We start from the raw sequence: 18608 nt of genomic DNA, 5'->3' as shown, positions 1-18608 counted from the left end.
CAACGCGGCGGTGCATGGGGACATCGCGAATGAGGGTTGCAAACTGGCTCACCGGTCTGTCGGTCCTGCCTGCCGTGCTGGCGGCGGCCACGGCCATGGCGCAACAGGCGCAGAACTGTCCGCAACTGCCGCCGCAGTCCAACCTGCAGTGGAGCGAGCGCAGCGACAAGGGCTTCATCGTGTGCCGCGCGACGGCCGCCGACGGCCGCCAGGTGCTCGGCATGATGCTGACCTCGCGCGATCCGAACATCCCGCTGGCGCGCAACCTGCGCGAAGAGAAAGGCAGCATCGCCGGCGAGAGCGTGCATTGGTACCGGCCGGATCTGGGCGGAGTCGATGCGCCGGGCCTGGCCTCGCGCCGGGTCACCGTGGTCGAGCTGGGCAAGGACCACTACGCCCAGGTCTGGATCGATGCCGGCGACGTGCAGGAGCTGCAATCGCTGCAGTCGCTGGTACAGGGACTGGATATGCGTCCGACCAGTGTGGCGCTGGATCGCTGAACCTGGCGACGCCCCTGTAGGAGCGGCTTCAGCCGCGACAGAATCCCTCCGGGTAGGACCTGTCGCGGCTGAAGCCGCTCCTACAGGGTTTCATGGCGTGCCGATCGCCATCCCGGGCCGCTAGAACCGCCCTTCCTGGAAATCGACGAAGGCCTGCATCAGTTCTTCGCGCGTGTTCATCACGAACGGCCCGTGCCGCGCCACCGGCTCGCGCAACGGCCGGCCGGCGACCAGGATCAGCCGCGCGCCCGCCGCGCCCGCCCGCAACTGCAGCAGGTCGCCGCCGCCGAGCACGGCCAGGGTCTGCGCCGGCAGTTCGCGCGCGGCCTCGCCCTCGCCCAGCAGCGCGGCACCCTCGTAGGCGTAGGCGAACGCGTTGTGCCCGGCCGGCAACAGGTGGTCCCAGCGCGCGTCGGCGTCCAGCGCGATGTCCAGATACAGCGGATCGGTGGCTGGCTGCACGATCGGCCCGTGCACGTCGCCGACCTGCCCGGCGATCACCTTGACCGTCACCCCCGGCGCCGGCTGCGCCAGCGGGATGCGCTCGGGCGCGAATTCCTGGTAGCGCGGCGCGGTCATCTTGTCGCGCGCCGGCAGGTTCACCCACAGCTGGAAGCCGCGCATGCGCCCGGACTCTTGCTCCGGCATCTCCGAATGCACCAGGCCGCGGCCGGCGGTCATCCACTGCACGCTGCCCGGGGTCAGCAGGCCTTCGTTGCCGTGGTTGTCCTTGTGCCGCATGCGCCCGTCGAGCATGTAGGTGACGGTCTCGAAGCCGCGGTGCGGATGGCTGGGGAAACCGCCGATGTAGTCCTCGGCGCGGTCGGTGCCGAATTCGTCGAGCAGCAGGAACGGGTCCAGTTCGGGCAGTTCGCCGCCGCCGATGACGCGGGTCAGCCTGACCCCGTCGCCGTCGGCGGTGGCGCGGCCACGGATGGTGCGCGCGATGCGCGCGGGCGCGGCGGTGAGGGTGTCGGTCATGGCGGGCGATCTCCTGGTGAAGCACCGTATATGGGCGCGCCGCCGTCGGCGGCCAATCGCGATCGGCGCAACCCATCGTTCCATCGCAGGGGCGCCGGCCAGCCTCGCGCCGGGTGCACCGGCTACGCCGGGAGTGTCGGCGCGGCGCGTTTGGGCGCGATGCGGGTGCCGATGCCGATGCCGGTGCGCGTGCCGGCCATAACGCTCTTGTGGGAGGGACTTCAGTCCCGACTGCAGCCAAGCCCGCCTATCCCGCAGCCGCGCTCTTGCACCCGATGCTCCGCGCGATGCCTAGCGATCAGGCAAAGTCCGTCTCGACCCACCGCCTTCCCCATCGCCACGGCCTGGCATGCGTCCCCGCGACCCGCGCGATCGTCGAATACGGCGCCGACTACGACCAAAGTACTAGGGCCATCGTCTGTCCCGGCATTGACCCCCCAGGCCATCGGGGCGACCCTTGCGGGAATCTTGTGGGGGAGCGATCTGCATGAAAGGGTTTTCCAAACTGGCCTGGGCCGCGCTCGCGGTGCTGGCGGCGTTCTGCCTGGGCACCATCGCCCTGCGCCGCGGCGAACACATCAACGCGCTGTGGATCGTGGTCGCCGCGGTCTCGATCTACCTGATCGCGTATCGCTTCTACAGCCTGTTCATCGCCACCAAGGTGATGCAGCTGGACCCCACCCGGGCCACGCCCGCCGTGCTCAACAACGACGGCCTGGACTACGTGCCGACCAACAAGCACGTGCTGTTCGGCCACCACTTCGCCGCCATCGCCGGCGCCGGACCGCTGGTCGGCCCGGTGCTCGCCGCGCAGATGGGCTACCTGCCCGGCCTGCTGTGGCTGGTGGTCGGCGTGGTGTTCGCCGGCGCGGTGCAGGACTTCGTGGTGCTGTTCCTGTCCAGCCGCCGCAACGGCCGCTCGCTCGGCGACCTGGTGCGCGAGGAGATGGGCCAGGTGCCCGGCACCATCGCCCTGTTCGGCGCGTTCCTGATCATGATCATCATCCTGGCGGTGCTGGCGATGGTGGTGGTCAAGGCGCTGGCGGAGAGTCCGTGGGGCATGTTCACGGTGATCGCGACGATGCCGATCGCGATCATGATGGGCGTGTACATGCGCTACATCCGCCCCGGCAAGATCGGCGAGATCTCGGTGGTGGGGCTGATCCTGCTGCTGGCCGCGATCTGGTTCGGCGGCAAGGTCGCCGCCGATCCGACCTGGGGCCCGGCCTTCACCTTCACCGACGTGCAGATCACCTGGATGCTGATCGGCTACGGCTTCGTCGCCTCGGTGCTGCCGGTATGGCTGCTGCTGGCGCCGCGCGACTACCTGTCCACCTTCCTCAAGATCGGCACCATCATCGCCCTGGCCATCGGCATCCTGGTGGTCATGCCCGACCTGAAGATGCCGGCGCTGACCCAGTACGCGCACAACGGCATGGGCCCGGTGTGGACCGGCGGCATCTTCCCGTTCCTGTTCATCACCATCGCCTGCGGCGCGGTGTCCGGCTTCCATGCGCTGATCTCCTCAGGCACCACCCCCAAGCTGCTCGCCAACGAAGGCCACATGCGCTACATCGGCTACGGCGGCATGCTGATGGAATCGTTCGTCGCGGTGATGGCGCTGGTCGCCGCCTCGATCATCGAGCCGGGCGTGTATTTCGCGATGAACGCGCCGGCCTCGATGGTGGGCAGCGACGTCGTCGCGGTCGCGGCCAAGGTCAGCGAATGGGGCTTCGCGATCACTCCTGAAGTGCTCGAAGCCACTGCCCGCGACATCGGCGAGACCACCATCCTGGCCCGCGCCGGCGGCGCGCCGACCCTGGCGGTGGGCATCGCGCAGATCCTGCACCAGCTGTTGCCGGGCGAGGACATGATGGCGTTCTGGTACCACTTCGCGATCCTGTTCGAGGCGCTGTTCATCCTCACCGCGGTCGACGCCGGCACCCGCGCCGGGCGCTTCATGCTGCAGGACCTGCTCGGCAACTTCGTGCCGGCGCTGAAGCGGACCGAATCGTGGGGCGCCAACATCGTCGCCACCGGCGGCTGCGTGGCGCTGTGGGGCTACCTGCTCTACACCGGGGTCAAGGATCCGTACGGCGGCATCCGCACGCTGTGGCCGCTGTTCGGCATCTCCAACCAGATGCTCGCCGGCATCGCGCTGATGCTGGGCACCGTGGTGCTGTTCAAGATGAAGCGCGACCGCTACGCCTGGGTCACCATCGTGCCGGCGCTGTGGCTGCTGATCTGCACCACCTACGCCGGGCTGATCAAGATCTTCGACCCCAACCCGGCGCAGGGCTTCCTGGCGCAGGCGCACAAGTTCCAGGAGGCGATCGCCAGCGGCACCATCACCGCACCGGCCAAGACCGTGCCGCAGATGCAGCAGATCGTCACCAACGCCTACGTCAACACCGGGTTGACCGCGCTGTTCCTGTTCGTGGTGTTCTCGATCCTGATCTACTCGGTCAAGACCATCCTCGCCGCGCGCCGCAACCCGCAGCGCAGCGACAAGGAAACCGCGTACGTGGCGCTGCAGCCGCACCAGATGGCGGACGTGTGATGAGCAACGACCTGGTTCCGGTCGGGCAATACCAGGCGCACCGCCGACTGTGGCGGCGCCTGGTGCAGACCGCGCGGCTGTGCTGCGGCATTCCCGACTACGACAACTACGTGCGCCACGTGCTGGAGAAACATCCCGACCGGCAACCGATGGACTACAAGACCTTCTTCCGCGAGCGCCAGGAAGCGCGCTATGGCGGCAAGAGCGGGTTTCGTTGTTGTTGAGGTGCCGGGATTCGGGATTGGGGATGACCAGCCATTCGGCTGTGGAAAGCCGGGATTGGCAACGGCGGGAGCGCGGTGCCTGAGGGCATCGCGGATGCGGAAGACACGCCATGACGCTTCCGATGCATAAGCGCGCACTCCGACATGCTTTGAACACGCGCCACCCCGTGTAGGAGCGGCTTCAGCCGCGACAGGCAGCCCGGAGAAGACACACACCACGGATGGCGCGATGCTGTCCGGAGACGCTCTTTCCGTCCGCCACGCTCCGCGGCAAGGCCACAGCGAGCGGACAGACCCGACTCCGCGTTTGTGCGTCGCCGCCACCCGGCAGCGCGGCCTCTCGATCGACACTACGCCGCCGCCGCGCGCACCAATTCGGCGTAGACCTGCGGCAACTGCCGCATGTGCTCCATCACCGCGGCCACGCCGAGGTGACGCAGGGTGTCGGCGTGGCCTGGCGGGATGTGCGCTGCGCCGGTGAAACCGATCACGGTCATGCCTGCGGCCAGCGCCGCGCTGGCGCCGGTGACGCTGTCCTCGATCACCAGGCACCGCGGCGGCGCCGCGCCCAGGGTGTGTGCGGCCAGCAGGTAGACGTCCGGCGCCGGCTTCGGCCGCGCCACCATGTCGGCGCTGAAGATGTGGCCGTTCACCCGCTCGGTCAGCCCGGCACGCGCCACCGACGCCACCACGCTGTGGCGCAGGCTGTTGGAGGCGACCGCCAGCGGCAGCGGCAACGCCAGCAGCGCCTCGCGGACGCCGTCGATCGGTTGCACCTCGGCGGCGATCAACGCTTCCGAACGTTCCCGGATTTCCTCGAACAGGCCCGGCGGCAGGGTCACCGCGAAATGCCGCTGCACCCGCTCCACGATCTCGTGCGCGGTCTGGCCGAAACTGCCGGCGAGGTAGGCCTCCAGCTCGGCCCGCGGCACGTAGGCGCCCAGCGCGTCGAACATGACCCGGTCGGCCAGCACCTCGCTGTCGACGAGCACGCCGTCGCAATCGCTGATCAGCAGGTCGAAGGGGGTCGCGGTCATCGCAAGGGCCTCGGCGGAAAACCCGCATTATGCCAAGTTGCGCATGTACGCCACCTGCGTGCGGCAGCGCCGGCGGGTGCATTGCGCCGCAATCGGGCCATTCTCCGCCCCCGGCACAAACATTCGTCCGGGTCGATATGCGCTCCACCGCGCATACCACCCCATGCAGAGCGCGCCAGCGCTGTAACAAAACCTTACCGAACCGGCGCCGGACAGCTGCTAGCATCGGTCACGGTGGCAAGGAACGTCGCCACCGGCAACAGGAACGCGAACAGGAAAAGGAGCCCTCCATGCGCAAGCAGTTCCCCGTCCTGATCGCGCTTGCGACCTCGATGTCCATCTCGGTCTCATGCGCCGCCCCGCCCGGCGCCAAGGAGCACTCTGCCATGTCAGCCACGCTGCAGGATCACTCGGTCGCGTTCCGCGATCCCCACCTCGCCGACATCGCCGCCGCCGTCGCGCGCGGCGACGCGGCGCGCATCGCCGCACTGGCGCCCGGCGTGGACCTGTCCGCGCACGGCGACCAGAACGTCACCCTGCTCGAATACGCGATCTGGAACGAACAGCCGCGCGCGCTCAGTGCCTTGCTGGACGCTGGCGCGAATCCGGCGGAACCGGGCATGGACCAGGAAACCGTGGTGCACATGGCCGCGATGGCCAAGGACCCGCAATACCTGAAGATCCTGCTGCAGCATGGCGCGCCGGTGGATCCGGTCAGCGCGCGCGGCAACTGGACGCCGCTGTTCCGCGCGCTGCAGAGCAAGCGCGACGAACAGATCCAGCTGCTGCTGCAGGCCGGCGCCGATCCGCACCGGGTCGATGCCAGCGGCAACTCGCTGCTGCACCTGGCCGCGCAGAGCAGCGCCGGCAACCCGTGGGTGCTGAAACTGCTGCAGGCCGGGGTCGATCCGGGCCTGCGCAACGCGCAGCAGAAGACCTTCCAGGCGTATTTCTTCACCACGCCCGAGCGCCTGCTCAACAGCACCGCGCAGCAGACCCGCGCCGCGGTACGCGACCGGTTGAGCGCCCACGACATCCCCCTGGAAGCGGCCCGCTGAGGCGGCTGTTCGCAGCACACGCAAGGAGCCGCGCATGAGCCAGAACGATCTTTCCAATACCGACGCGTCCGCCCCGTTCGCCGAAGCCGTTCGCGGCCAGCAGCCGCAGGCGGTGGACACGCAACTTCCCACCTTGCTGCAGGATCTCTACGGCACGGCCGCCCAGCGCCGCGCCGGCGGCGCGGAAAGCTTCGCGGCGCTGCCCGACGGCTGGACCCGCCTGGACGATGGCGCCGTGCAGCGCGCCGGCATCGATCCGGGCATGCTGCACGATGCCAAGAGCGGCTTCGATGCCGCGTTCTACCGCAACGAACAGGGCAACGTGGTGCTGGCGTTCTGCGGCACCGACGAAGGCAAGGACTGGAAGCACAACATCGGCCAGGGCCTGGGCTTCGCCGACGCGCAGTACGCCTCGGCGATCCAGCTCGGCAGCCAGGCCAAGCAGGCGTTCGGCCAGGACCTGATGATCTCCGGGCATTCGCTCGGCGGCGGCCTGGCCGCGGCCTCGGCGATGGTCAACGACGTGCCGGCGGTCACCTACAACGCCGCCGGGGTCAACGACCGCACCCTGGAGCGCGAAGGTCTGGACGCGTCCGCCGCCAAGGACTACGCCGCCGATGGATTGATCCGCGGCTACCACGTCAAGAACGAACTGCTGACCCACCTGCAGGAAGACAGCATCCCGCTGAAATGGGCGATGCCCGACGCCGCCGGCCACCAGATCCAGTTGCCGGACCCGGATCCGCTGTCGTTCGGCCAGCGCCTGGTGCCGGGGATGATGCTCAAGCATCGGCTGGACCTGCACGGCATCGATTCGGTGATCAAGGCGCAGGAACTGGAATCGCAGAGCCACGCGCAGACCCAGGAACGCGCGCTGCCCACCGGCAGCCGCCTGTTCAACGACGCGGTGGTGCAACTGGACGGGCAGCGCGAGCGGCTCGGCCTGCGCGACGACGCGCAGTTCCTCAACACCGCCGCCAGCGTCGCCGCGCATGCCGGACAGGACGGCCTCAAACAGATCGACCAGCTGGTGCCCAGCCGCGACGGCGACCGCCTGTTCGCGGTGCAGGGCCGCGCCGACGACCCGGCGCATCTGCGCAGCCAGGTGCAGACCGCGGCGGCGGCCAGCGAACCGGCGCAGGCCAACGTCGGCCAGCTGCAGCAGCAGAATCTGCAGGCGAACGTGCCGCAGCAGGAAGAGCAGCAGCGCCGGGTCGCGCTGCAGCAGTAGGCCGCCGCAAATCCCCTGTAGGAGCGGCTTCAGCCGCGACAGAACGTATCGGTAAAGCCCGTCGCGGCTGAAGCCGCTCCTACAGGGTCATGACGGTGCGCTATCCCGCGCCCGCCATCGCGCGCAAGGTGATCCCGACCAGGTATGCCAGGTAGGTGCCGGTGGCATAGCCCATCGTGCCCAGCAGCACGCCGACCGGCGCCAGCGCCGGATGGAACGCGGCCGCCACCACCGGTGCCGAGGCCGGGCCGCCGACGTTGCTCTGCGAGCCGATCGCGAAATAGAAGAACGGCACCCGCAGCAATTTGCCCAGCGCCAGCAACAGCAGGATGTGCACGCACAGCCAGATCAGCCCGAGCAGGAAGATCCACGGGCGGTCGAACAGCGCCAGCAGGTCCATCTGCATGCCGATGCAGGCGATCAGGAAATACAGCAGCAGCGAGCCGATGCGCGAGGCGCCGGCGCCTTCCAGGGTGCGTGCGCGGGTGAAGCTGAGCAGCAGGCCGATCGTGGTCGACAGCACCACCACCCACACGAACGGCGAGCCGAGGCTGAACTGCTTGGCCCAGGCGACGTTGGCCGCGAACCACGCCGCGGTCGGCACCGCGATCGCATGCGCCAGGCCGACCGCACCGAACGCGAGGCCGACGATCAGCATCAGGTCGGTCAGGCTGGCGACGCGTTCGTGCTGCGCCTGGAACTGCGCGATACGCTGCTTGAGATCGTCGATGCCGCTGGTGTCGGCGCCGCTGCGCGCATCGATCGCCGCCGCGCGCGGGGCGAGGAAGATCAGCAAGGCCATCCACACGTAACCGACGCCGACATCGACCACCGCGAACTGGCCGAAGGTGGTGGCATCGACGTTGAACACTTCGCGCATCGCCAGCATGTTGGCGCCGCCGCCGATCCAGCTGCCGGCCAATGCGGCCATGCCGGCCCAGGTATCGCCGGCCACCGTGGCCGGATGCAGCCACTTCATCAGTTGGAACGCGACCACCGCGCCGAGCATGATGCTGAAGGAGGCGCCCAGGTACATCGCCACCAGCTTCGGCCCCAAGCGCAGGATGCCTTTCAGGTCGACGGTAAGCGTCAGCAGCACCAGCGCCGCCGGCAGCAGCACGTCGCGCGCGACCGGGTCGTACAGGCGGTTGTGCTGCCCGTCGATCAACCCGACGGTGTTGTAGATGCCGGGAATCAGGTAGCACAGCAGCAGCGCCGGCACGACGCTGTAGAAGCGCTTCCAGAATCCATGCGGCCGCGCGGCGGTCCAGAACACCGCCCCGAGCGTGGCGGCGATCAGGCCGAAGATGACGATGTCGTTGTGGATCAGGGCATCTGTGGGCATCAGGTTCTCGGCAGGCCGGGAATGGAGAATCGGGAACGGGGAATCGGAAAAGCAGAGCTCGATCGCGCAGGCTCGCCCACCGCGATCGTCAGGCAACGTGTGGACGCAGACTCAGCCAACGCCTGCGCCGTTACGAATCCCGGCTTTCCAAAGCCGAATGGCTGGTCATCCCGAATCCCCAATCCCGAATCCCGGCGCATCACTGCCCGATATGCTGCTTCAACCAGCCATTGACCGTGTCGTGCCACAGGATGCTGTTCTGCGGCTTCAGCACCCAGTGATTTTCGTCCGGGAAATACAGGAACTTGGAGGCGATGCCCTTGCGCTGCAGCGCGCTGAACGCGGCCAGGCCCTGCTCCACCGGGATGCGGAAATCCTGCTGACCGTGGATCACCAGCATCGGCACCTTCCACTTGTCCACGTGCAGCACCGGGTTGAACTTCTCGTAGCCGGCCGGGTTCTGCCACGGCGTGCCGCCGTTCTCCCACTCGCTGAACCACAGTTCCTCGGTGGCGTAGCCCATGGTGCGGTTGTCGAACACGCCGTCGTGGTCGACCAGGCACTTCCACGGCTGGTTCCAGTTGCCGGCCATCCAGTACACCATGTAGCCGCCGTAGCTGGCGCCGAGCGCGCAGGCCTTGTCGCCATCGAGGAATTTGTACTGCTGCTGCGCCGCGGCCCAGCCCTTCTGCAGGTCTTCCAGCGGGCGGTCGCCCCAGTGCTGGCTGATCGCATCGGTGAACGCCTGGCCGTAGCCGGTGGAGCCGTGGAAATCGATCATCACCACCGCGTAGCCCTGGCCGGCATAGGTCTGCGGATTCCAGCGGTTGCTCCAGCCGTTGCCGAAGCTGCCCTGCGGGCCGCCGTGGATCAGGAACGCGACCGGATAGGTCTTGCCGGGCTGGTAGTTGTACGGCTTGACCACGTAACCGTGCACGGTCTCGTCGTTCCAGCCCTTGAACTGGAACTGCTCGTAGTCGCCGAAGGCCACGTCCGGCAGCTGTTCGCCGGCGCTGGCGGTGATCGCGCGCGGATGCTGGCCGTCGGCGTCGGCGACGAACACCTGGTCGCCGCTCTTGAGGCTGTTGCGGGTGAACGCGAGCGTGCTGCCGGCCAGCACCGGCGCGCCGACGCTGCCGCCATCGGCCACGGTGCGGACCTTGCCGCTGGCGGTATCCACCGCGAACAGCGGATGCTGGCCGAGGTCGTCGGCGGTGGTGTACACGGTGGCGCCGTCGGCCGAGGGCACGATCTCGCCGGCCGAGCGGTCCCACTGCGGCGCGATCTCGCGGGTCTTGCCGCTGGCCACGTCCATCGCCATCAGGCCGAAGCGGTCGGCTTCGAAACCGGGGCGCTTCATGGCGCGGTAGTACAGGGTCTTGCCGTCGGCGGAGAACACCGGGCCGGCGTCCCAGGCCGGGTTGGCCGCGGTCAGGTTGACCGGCGCGGCCTTGCCCGCCGCATCCAGCCGGTACAGGTCGAAGTTGGTCGACCACGGCTCCTCGCGCCCGGCCACGCGCACGCTGGCCACCAGCGACTGCCCGTCCGGCGCCCAGGTGTAGTCCTCGCTGCCGCCGAACGGCTTGGACGGAATGTCGCCGGCCAGGGTCACGCTGATCGCCGAGGCGCCGACCACCGGCTTGGCCTTGGCGTCGCCGGGCAGCGGCGCCACGAACAGGCTGTTGCGGCGGCCATCGTTCCAGGTGTCCCAGTGGCGCACGAACAACTGGTCGAACACCACGCCGCTGGCCTTGGCGTTCTTCTTCGCGTCCAGGCGCTTCTGCGTGCAGCCCAGGTCGGAACCGCAGTCCTGGAAAACGCCGGCGCTGAAGGCGACGCGGTCGCCCTGCGGCGCGACGCGGTAGCTGTCCACGTCCAGCGCGAAGTCGGTGAGCTGGCGCGGCGCGCCGCCGGCCAGCGGCAGCGCGTACAGCTGCTGGCGGCCGGACTTGGCGCTGAGGAAGTACACGGTCTTGCCGTCGGCCGACAGTTCCGGCGAATTGACGTTCCAGCCGTCCGGGGTCAGCCGCTTCGGCGGCGCCGCGTCGCGGGTGCGCAGATTGCGCAGCCACAGCCCGGTGCTGGCCTTGTCGCTGGCCTTGTCCACCTGCCGCTTGGCGAAGATCACCGTGCCGCCGTCGGGCGTCAGCAGCGGCGAGGACACCCGGTCCAGCGCCACCATGTCGCGGACATCGAAACCGCGGGTCGCCGCCAGCGCAGGCAGCGCGGTCAGCAGGCACAGGGGCAGCAAGGCGTAGCGCAAGGTCATCGGGCGTCTCCGGAACACGGCAAAACGTCGATGGTAGGCGCGCGGGTGGACGTGGTGCAAAGGCATGAAGTCATGGAGGGGCCGGGATTGGGGATTCGGGATTGGGGATTCGCGGGAGCGGACTGCGTGTTGCGCTTGGGGGCGCTCGCCACAAACACGAAGCCCGGCGCAGGCCGGGCTTCGTGTCTTGCCGAGGGTGCTGATGCTTACGCCGACGGCGGCAGCGGTGCGGTCGGCTCGCCCTTCTTGCCGGTGCGGTACAGCAGCCAGCCGACGAAGGCGAGCAGGACCAGGCCGTACCACTGGTTGAGATGGAAGCCGGCAGGCAGCGCCAGCACGTCGGCGTGGCCGGAGACCACGATCGGCACCGCGATGGCGATGCCCATCAGCGCCTCGCCGGTGATCAGGCCGGCGGCGAACAGCGTGCCCGGACGGTGCACGCGGTCGCGGCCTTCCTCGTCGTCGGCGCGGATCTTGTGGAAGCGCTCGACCAGGTAGGTGATCAGCCCGCCGAGGAAGATCGGCACCATCAGTTCCAGCGGCAGGTAGATGCCGATCGCCGCGGCCAGCACCGGCACGCGGAAACGCTTGCCGGTGCGCTTGAGCCATTCGTCCAGGGCGATGATCGCCGCGCCGACGCCGGCGCCGATGGCGATCATCGTCCACGGCAGCTCGCCGCCGAACAGGCCCTTGGCCACCGAGGCCATCAGCGTCGCCTGCGGCGCGGCCAACGAGTTCGGATGCTCCGGCGTCGCCGCGCCGATGCCGTAGGCCTGCGCCAACAGGTTCAGCACCGGGGCCATGATCAGCGCGCAGGAGAATGCGCCGATGGCCAGCATCAGCTGCTGCTTCCACGGCGTGGCGCCGACCAGGTAACCGGCCTTCAGATCCTGCAGGTTGTCGCCGCCTACCGCTGCAGCGCAGCACACCACTGCGCCGATCATGATCGCGGCGACCGCGCCGATCGGCGAGTCGCGCCCGAGCAGCAGCACCAGCACCGCCGAGGCGAACAGGATGGTGGAGATGGTGATGCCCGACACCGGATTGTTCGACGAGCCGATCAGCCCGGCCAGGTAGCCGGACACCGACACGAACAGGAAGCCGGCGACGATCATGATCAAGGTCATCGGGATGCTGACGTGCCACTGGCCGACGATCGCCTGGTACAGGCCCAGCAGCGGCAGCGTGCACAGCAGCAAGGCGACCAGCATCCACTTCATCGGCAGATCGCGGTCGGTCTCGGCCACCACCGTGCCGACGGTGCTCTTGCGCGCGGCGGCGAAGCCGCTCTTGACCCCGGACAGCAGCGACTTGCGCAGCGAAAACAGCGTCCACACGCCACCGATCAGCATCGCGCCCACGCCCAGGTAGCGCACCTTGGCCGCCCAGATGGCGAACGCGGCCTCGGCCGCCGGCGCGGTGGCCAGGCTCTGCGCCAGCGCCGGATCGGAGCCCATGAAGAACTGCTGGTACAGCGGAATGGCGATGTGCCAGGACAGGATCGAGCCGGACAGCACGACGATGCCGACGTTGAGCCCGACGATGTAGCCGACCCCGAGCAGCGCCGGCGACAGGTTGGTGCCGACGTAGCCGACCAGCTTGCTGCTGCCCAGGTAGGTGGCCTGCGCCCAGGTGTCGGGAATCACTTTCAGGCCGCTGGCCGCTGCCAGCTTGACCAGTCCGCCGATGGTCGCCGACAGCGCCAGGATCTTCAGTCCCGGTCCGGGATTCTCGCCGGCCTTGAGCACTTCGGCCGCGGCCTTGCCCTCGGGGAACGGCAGCGGATCCTCGACGATCATCGAGCGCCGCAGCGGCACCGAGAACAGCACCCCGAGCAGGCCGCCCATGCCGGCGATGCCGAGCACCCACCAGTACTTGAAGTCCGGCCAGTAGCCCATGATCACCAGCGCCGGGATGGTGAAGATCACCCCCGCCGCGATCGACGAACCGGCCGAGGCGCCGGTCTGCACGATGTTGTTCTCCAGGATGGTGCCGCCGCCGAGCAGGCGCAGCACGCCCATCGACACCACCGCCGCCGGGATCGCGGTGGCGATGGTCAGGCCGGCGAACAGCCCCAGGTAGGCGTTGGCGGCCGACAGCACGACGGCCAGCACGATCGCCAGCACGACCGCGCGGAAAGTGAGCTGACGCGGCGCAGCAGCGTTGTTCATGGTTACCCCTGAAACGACAAAAACGTTTTCCACGCTAGCGTCTGGGGCTGGGCAAGTCCAGCATCCCGGCGCCCAGCTTGTGGCACATGCCTGGGAGGCGGGGATTTGGGATTGGGGATTGGGGATTTGCAAATGCAGCGGCGCCCCGGCGGCCAATGGGCAGCCCCTCTCCCATCGAGAGAGGGGTTGGGGTGAGGGTACGGGGCGAAGCCTCGCGCTGTTTCGCCCCCATGAAGCTGCGCCCGCACCCTCATCCGCCCCTACGGGGCACCTTCCCCGAAAAGGGGGCCATGGTCCCGGTGGGAGAAGGAACCGCGATCGCCCCTCTCCCATCGGGAGAGGGGTTGGGGTGAGGGTCCGTGCGAAGCCTCGCACTGCTTCGCCTCCATGAAGCTGCGCTCGCACCCTCATCCGCCCCTACGGGGCACCTTCCCCCGAAAAGGGGGCCATGGTCCCGGCGGGAGAAGGAACCGCGATCGCCCCTCTCCCATCGGGAGAGGGGTTGGGGTGAGGGTACGCGGCGAAGCCTCGCACTGCTTCGCTCCCATGAGGCTGCGCCCGCACCCTCATCCGCCCCGGCGGGGCACCTTCTCCCCCAAAAGAGCCATGGTCCCGAAGGAGGAAATATCGCCACGCTGCCGCGACTCAGCCAAGCGCCGCCGGCACGCCTATACTCCGCCGCTGCCCTTCCCGCCCCAGGCCAGCCGTGTCCGCCACCGCCCTCCCCGCCCGCGACGCGCGCGACGATTTCCTCGGCCACCCCAAGGGCGTCTACGTCTGTTTCTTCACCGAGATGTGGGAGCGCTTCTCCTTCTACGGGATGAAGGCGCTGCTGCTGTTGTACCTGACCAAGTACCACCTGTTCGGCGACAAGGCCGGGCTCGACCTGCTCGGCGCCTATGGCGGGCTGGTGTACTGCGTGCCGGTGATCGGGGGCCTGCTCGCCGACCGCTGGCTGGGCATGCGCAAGGCGGTGGTATTCGGCGGCATCCTGCTGGTGCTCGGCCACGTCGGCATGGCCTTCGAAGGCCACGCCGCCACGCGGGTCGGTGGCGAAGTGGTCCGCGATACCGCGTCGCTGGGCGTGACCTACCTGTCGCTGGCGCTGATCATCATGGGCGTGGGCTTCCTCAAGCCCAACATCTCCACCATCGTCGGCAAGCTGTACGCCCAGGACGATCCGCGCCGCGACTCCGGCTTCTCGCTGTTCTATGCCGGCATCAACCTCGGCGCGCTGTTCGCCTCGCTGGTGTGCGGCTTCCTCGGCGAAGCCTACGGCTGGCGCTACGGTTTCGGCGCCGCCGGGATCGGCATGCTGCTCGGCCTGGGCATGTTCCTGTGGGGCCAGAAATACCTGCACGGCCATGCCGAGCCGGCGCAACCGGCGCTGCTGCGCCAGCGCGTGGCCGGGCTGCCGCGCGAATGGGCGATCTATCTGGTCGCGGTGCTCGGCGTGCTGCCGGTGGCCTGGCTGATGTGGGCCGCGGCCAATGGCGCCTTCAGCCTGGGCGGCGAGATCTCGCTGGCCTTGCTGCTGATGCTGGTGGTGCTCGGCGGCGTGCTGCTGTGGTTCGCCTGGTTCACCGGCACCCAGTGCACGCCGGTACAGCGCCAGCAGATGATCGCGCTGATGGTGCTGATCGCGATGGCGCTGGTGTACTTCACCCTGTACGAGCAGACCTACGGTTCCTGGGTCACCTTCACCGACCGGCTGATGACCAAGGACATCGTGCCGTCGCTGGTGATCCGCACTGGCACGCCGCTGCCGTGGTCGATCGCTTCGTTGCTGCTGGCGCCGCTGGGCTTCGTCGCCGCGGCGTCGCTGTCCGACCGCAACCCGACCTCGGCCGCGCCGCGCCTGCTGTTCGTCGCGGTCAGCGTGCTGATGCTGCTGCTCCTGGTCCGCGACTGTCTGGTGCTGCCGCAGACCGCCGGTTCGCTGACCTACCTGGGGGCGCTGTTCCTGGTGCTGCTGGCGCCGCTGTTCGCCGCGCTGTGGGCGTGGCTGGAACGGCGCGGCCTGGAGCCGTCCAAGCCGGCCAAGTCGGCGATGGGCCTGTTGCTGGCCGGGGTGTCGTTCGTGCCGCTGGCGCTGGCCGCGCAGCAGGTCGGCGCCAGCGGACAGATGGCCAGCGTGTGGTGGCTGGTGCTGGCCTATCTGGTGCTGGAAGCCGGCGAGATGTGCCTGTCGCCGGTCGGCCTGTCGGCGGTGACCCAGCTCGCGGTGCCGCGCGTGGTCAGCCTGATGATGGGCACCTGGTTCCTGGCCACGGCGTTCTCCGAAGCGCTGGCCGCGCTGTTCGGCAAGCTCGCCGCGATCGACGTACCGGAAGGCGAAGCGCTGAACGTCGCCGACGCCGCCGCCAAGTACGCGCACCTGTTCTGGCTGATGCTGTGGATCGGCGTGGGCTGCGCGGTGCTGGCCTTCCTGGCCGCGCCGCTGCTGCGGCGGATGATGCACGGGGTGCGTTGAGCGGATCCCGGCGCGGGCACAGCAATGTGCCGGCGTTTCACAACGCGGCCGCGCGCACGTCATGCGGATCGCAGGCACCGCCTGCGCAGGCGCCGGGCACCGAGCCGGGCGCATGGACCACATGCATCGCAACGGAGGACCGCAATGAAGACCATGAAGTGGAAGATTTTCGCCGCGCAGACAGTGGCCTGTCTGGCCCTGTGCCTGGGCACCACGGCGGCGCAGGCCGCGTGCCCGTATCCGTTTCAGCTGAGCGGCAACATCGATCAGCAGTGGAAACAGGTGACCAATTCGGCCTGGAACAAGATGCTGCCGCGGCAGTGGACCGACAACGGTTTCCATTTCTACAGCCGCGTGCGCGAACGCGGCCCTGCCGACGGCATCAACACGCCGTCGGACCTGGAATCGGAAATCCGGAAGAAGGTGCGCGAGGAACCGGAAGGCAAGCCCAATCGTTGGCAGATCGTGCTGCCCATCGTCAATTCGAAGGGCATCAACCTGCACGTCATCTACGACTACGATGGCGGCAAGAGCTCCAAGTGCCAGCTGGTGACACTGACCTACCCCAGTCAGAAGTGATGCGCGACCTGCGGCCCGACCATGGGGTCGGGCCGCGGATCGGTCTTCGCCGGTTACGGGTGCCTGCGCATGGCAGCGCTAGCCTCGCAACGACTAGCGCGCAGGCGCCGGCGCCGCCTGTGCACCGCCCAGCGAGCGGCTCAGGAACGCCAGCAGCCGGGTGTAGAACTCACGGCGGTGTTCCTCGGTGTAGAAGCCGTGGCCCTCGGTCGGGACATACAGCGTCTCCACTGGTACGCCGGCCTTCTTCAGCGCCGCTTCCATCTTCTTCGAATGCTGGATCGGCGCACGTTCGTCCTCGCCGCCCGCCGCCAGGAACACCGGCACCTTGATCTTGTCGGCGAGATTGACCGGCGACACCGCGGCCAGTTCGGCGCTCGATCCCACCCATTCGCGCAGAAATGTCTGATCGGAGTCGCTCTGGTAGGTGTCGCCCCTGACGTACATCATCGGCAAATCGTAGACGCCGACATAGCCGGCCGCACAGCGGTACAGCGCCGGTTCCTTGGCCACGCCCATCAGCGACGCATAGGCACCATAGCTGGCACCGTACATGCAGATGCGCGCAGGATCGGCGATGCCCTGAGCGATGGCCCAACGCGTGGCGTCGGTCACGTCGTCCTGCATCGCACCGCCCCATTGCCCGCCGCCGGCCTGGTGGAAGGCGCGTCCGTAGTTGCCCGAACCGCGGTAGTTGACCTGCAGCACCGCATAACCGGCGCTGGCCAGGATCTGCGCATCCTGATCGAACAGGCCGTCGTCGAACACGCCGAACGGGCCGCCATGCGGCATCACCACCATCGGCACCTTGCCGGCCGCAGCCGCCGCTGGCAGGGTCACGAAGCCGTGCAGCGGCAGGCCGTCGCGCGCCTGCAATGCGATCGGCCGCACCTCGGCCAGCTTCGGCGGCTGCAACGCGGCACGGCTGGCGAATGCGAAATCCGCCTTCTTCGCCACGGTGTCGAACAGATAAAACTCGCCGGGATTGCGTCCGGACAGCACCTGCACCAGGTTGAGCCGGCCATCGCGGGTGCTGGAGGTCACGTAGACCGCCTGCCCCGGGAACGCCGCCTCCAGCGAGCGCTGGGTCTTGGCCTCGGGCGAGGCCGGGTCGAAGAACAGGCTGCGCGGCTTGTCGCCCAGTACCTGGATCCCCACCGGGACACGGGTATCGTGGCGATAGAGGACACGGAACGGATCGGCCAGGACATCGCGTGCCACCTGCTTGCGCTCGTTGCTGTCCACGTTCCAGGCCACGATCGCGTCGCTGCCCTTGTCCTGCTGGACCTGCAGATACGCGGTGCGCCCGTCTTCGGAAAGGCCGATCGGCCATTCGGCGTGATGGCTGAGGTTCTCGTCGTTGATCAGCCGCCAGTCGCCGCCTTGTGCGTCGCGGTAGAACAGCTTGTTGGCATTGTCGGCATCGGCACCCCAGGCAAAACGCACCTTGCCTTGCTCGTCGCTGTAGAACTTGGCCCTACGCACCTTCGGCGAGCCGACCAGCGGCCGCCGGCGGCCGCTGTACACGTCCAGTACCTCGCTGCGGCTGTACGGATCCTTGTTGACGCTGAACGGACGCACCTGGATCACCACATTGCGGTCGTCGCCGGGCAATCGGCCGACCATGTGCGCGATGACGTCCTCCACCTTCTTTGTCTGGATCAGCGTGCCCGGACCGCTGCCGGTAACGCGCTGGCCCACCAGCAGCTCGGCCGCGCTGCCGTCGGCATTGATCGCGAACAGCTCGCCAGTGGGACGTGGCTCATCCATCGCCCCGATCTTGATGTCCATGCTGAACAACACACGCGTGTCGTTGACCCACTCGAAGTCGGCGACATGGGTGTTCTTCTCCATCGAGAAACTGCCGACGATCTTGTTGTCGGAGCGGCGCATCACCGCCAGCGCGGTGCGGTCCGCCAGCGGCACGGTGGCCGCGTAATACTCGCCGGTCGGCGACAGCTTCAGCTCGACGACCTGTTCCTTCATCAGGAACGGCGCCAGATTCACCTGCGCCTGCGCGCTCCCCATTCCGATCCCCATCCCCAGCAAACAGCACAACGCGACTGCCCCCAGTCTCCCGCTCATCCCTATCCCCTGTATCCATGTGTTGGTTTGGCTTGCGGGCGAAGTGTAATACGGCGCGCACGTAGCGGAAGCGGTCGCCGCCGGACATGACAAGA

At 68.3% G+C, this 18608-nt stretch carries 13 protein-coding genes; 7 read left to right on the top strand and 6 right to left on the bottom strand.

Going from position 1 to position 18608, the window contains the following annotated elements; translation table 11 throughout:
• Positions 1 to 29: 29 nt before the first annotated feature.
• Entirely contained in the window at positions 30 to 500 is a 471-nt protein-coding gene (locus tag AB8810_RS08070) for a hypothetical protein (RefSeq protein ID WP_179566093.1), read from the top strand.
• A 120-nt stretch (positions 501 to 620) separates the two neighbouring features.
• Here the strand turns inward: AB8810_RS08070 and AB8810_RS08065 are convergent, their stop codons facing one another.
• Positions 621 to 1481, bottom strand: coding sequence for a pirin family protein (locus AB8810_RS08065; protein ID WP_179566095.1), 861 nt, complete (start codon positions 1479 to 1481; stop codon positions 621 to 623).
• A gap of 487 nt (positions 1482 to 1968) precedes the next feature.
• On the opposite strand from AB8810_RS08065, the gene AB8810_RS08060 reads away from it, so the two are divergent.
• On the top strand, positions 1969 to 4041 hold the full coding sequence (locus tag AB8810_RS08060; protein WP_191825691.1) for a carbon starvation CstA family protein: 2073 nt from the start codon (positions 1969 to 1971) through the stop codon (positions 4039 to 4041).
• Positions 4041 to 4265: a YbdD/YjiX family protein gene (locus AB8810_RS08055; RefSeq protein WP_064539465.1), complete on the top strand. Its 225-nt coding sequence runs from the start codon at positions 4041 to 4043 to the stop codon at positions 4263 to 4265. Before AB8810_RS08060 ends, AB8810_RS08055 begins: the two co-directional genes overlap by 1 nt.
• Positions 4266 to 4615: 350 nt before the next feature.
• On the opposite strand, the gene AB8810_RS08050 is transcribed toward AB8810_RS08055, so the two are convergent.
• Entirely contained in the window at positions 4616 to 5302 is a 687-nt protein-coding gene (locus tag AB8810_RS08050; RefSeq protein WP_206229216.1) for an HAD family hydrolase, read from the bottom strand.
• Positions 5303 to 5592: 290 nt separating this feature from the next.
• On the opposite strand from AB8810_RS08050, the gene AB8810_RS08045 reads away from it, so the two are divergent.
• Positions 5593 to 6360 (top strand): ankyrin repeat domain-containing protein, encoded by a 768-nt coding sequence (locus tag AB8810_RS08045; protein WP_369916161.1) that lies wholly within the window; start codon positions 5593 to 5595, stop codon positions 6358 to 6360.
• 34 nt (positions 6361 to 6394) lie between these two features.
• On the top strand, positions 6395 to 7591 hold the full coding sequence (locus AB8810_RS08040) for an XVIPCD domain-containing protein (RefSeq protein ID WP_191825694.1): 1197 nt from the start codon (positions 6395 to 6397) through the stop codon (positions 7589 to 7591).
• 100 nt (positions 7592 to 7691) lie between these two features.
• On the opposite strand, the gene AB8810_RS08035 is transcribed toward AB8810_RS08040, so the two are convergent.
• The 3 genes from AB8810_RS08035 to AB8810_RS08025 form a co-directional block, all read right to left on the bottom strand.
• Positions 7692 to 8936: a DUF819 domain-containing protein gene (locus tag AB8810_RS08035; RefSeq protein WP_369916159.1), complete on the bottom strand. Its 1245-nt coding sequence runs from the start codon at positions 8934 to 8936 to the stop codon at positions 7692 to 7694.
• A gap of 199 nt (positions 8937 to 9135) precedes the next feature.
• On the bottom strand, positions 9136 to 11205 hold the full coding sequence (locus AB8810_RS08030; RefSeq protein WP_369916157.1) for a prolyl oligopeptidase family serine peptidase: 2070 nt from the start codon (positions 11203 to 11205) through the stop codon (positions 9136 to 9138).
• 206 nt (positions 11206 to 11411) lie between these two features.
• A complete protein-coding gene (locus tag AB8810_RS08025; protein ID WP_179566105.1) occupies positions 11412 to 13376 on the bottom strand; it encodes an OPT family oligopeptide transporter in 1965 nt (654 codons plus the stop codon).
• 706 nt (positions 13377 to 14082) lie between these two features.
• On the opposite strand from AB8810_RS08025, the gene AB8810_RS08020 reads away from it, so the two are divergent.
• Together AB8810_RS08020 and AB8810_RS08015 are read left to right on the top strand one after the other, a co-directional pair.
• Positions 14083 to 15849 (top strand): peptide MFS transporter, encoded by a 1767-nt coding sequence (locus AB8810_RS08020; RefSeq protein ID WP_369916155.1) that lies wholly within the window; start codon positions 14083 to 14085, stop codon positions 15847 to 15849.
• A 144-nt stretch (positions 15850 to 15993) separates the two neighbouring features.
• On the top strand, positions 15994 to 16428 hold the full coding sequence (locus AB8810_RS08015) for a hypothetical protein (protein WP_369916153.1): 435 nt from the start codon (positions 15994 to 15996) through the stop codon (positions 16426 to 16428).
• A 93-nt stretch (positions 16429 to 16521) separates the two neighbouring features.
• On the opposite strand, the gene AB8810_RS08010 is transcribed toward AB8810_RS08015, so the two are convergent.
• Positions 16522 to 18456: an alpha/beta hydrolase family protein gene (locus AB8810_RS08010; protein ID WP_369916151.1), complete on the bottom strand. Its 1935-nt coding sequence runs from the start codon at positions 18454 to 18456 to the stop codon at positions 16522 to 16524.
• Positions 18457 to 18608: the final 152 nt, after the last annotated feature.

The sequence above is a fragment of the Xanthomonas sp. NCPPB 3005 genome, from assembly GCF_041228095.2.
GTDB lineage: Bacteria > Pseudomonadota > Gammaproteobacteria > Xanthomonadales > Xanthomonadaceae > Xanthomonas_A > Xanthomonas_A bonasiae.
The sequence above is the reverse complement of the archived record's forward strand: the minus strand, read 5'-3'. Positions and strand labels throughout refer to the sequence as shown.

Excerpts from the sequence above, each read along its gene's own strand:
- AB8810_RS08040 (WP_191825694.1), top strand. The coding sequence starts at position 6,395 with ATGAGCCAGAACGATCTTTCCAATACCGACGCGTCCGCCCCGTTCGCC.
- AB8810_RS08010 (WP_369916151.1), bottom strand. The coding sequence starts at position 18,456 with ATGGGGAGCGCGCAGGCGCAGGTGAATCTGGCGCCGTTCCTGATGAAG.
- AB8810_RS08045 (WP_369916161.1), top strand. The coding sequence starts at position 5,593 with ATGCGCAAGCAGTTCCCCGTCCTGATCGCGCTTGCGACCTCGATGTCC.
- AB8810_RS08055 (WP_064539465.1), top strand. The coding sequence starts at position 4,041 with ATGAGCAACGACCTGGTTCCGGTCGGGCAATACCAGGCGCACCGCCGA.
- AB8810_RS08050 (WP_206229216.1), bottom strand. The coding sequence starts at position 5,302 with ATGACCGCGACCCCCTTCGACCTGCTGATCAGCGATTGCGACGGCGTG.
- AB8810_RS08065 (WP_179566095.1), bottom strand. The coding sequence starts at position 1,481 with ATGACCGACACCCTCACCGCCGCGCCCGCGCGCATCGCGCGCACCATC.
- AB8810_RS08030 (WP_369916157.1), bottom strand. The coding sequence starts at position 11,205 with ATGACCTTGCGCTACGCCTTGCTGCCCCTGTGCCTGCTGACCGCGCTG.
- AB8810_RS08025 (WP_179566105.1), bottom strand. The coding sequence starts at position 13,376 with ATGAACAACGCTGCTGCGCCGCGTCAGCTCACTTTCCGCGCGGTCGTG.
- AB8810_RS08015 (WP_369916153.1), top strand. The coding sequence starts at position 15,994 with ATGAAGACCATGAAGTGGAAGATTTTCGCCGCGCAGACAGTGGCCTGT.
- AB8810_RS08070 (WP_179566093.1), top strand. The coding sequence starts at position 30 with ATGAGGGTTGCAAACTGGCTCACCGGTCTGTCGGTCCTGCCTGCCGTG.
- AB8810_RS08060 (WP_191825691.1), top strand. The coding sequence starts at position 1,969 with ATGAAAGGGTTTTCCAAACTGGCCTGGGCCGCGCTCGCGGTGCTGGCG.
- AB8810_RS08035 (WP_369916159.1), bottom strand. The coding sequence starts at position 8,936 with ATGCCCACAGATGCCCTGATCCACAACGACATCGTCATCTTCGGCCTG.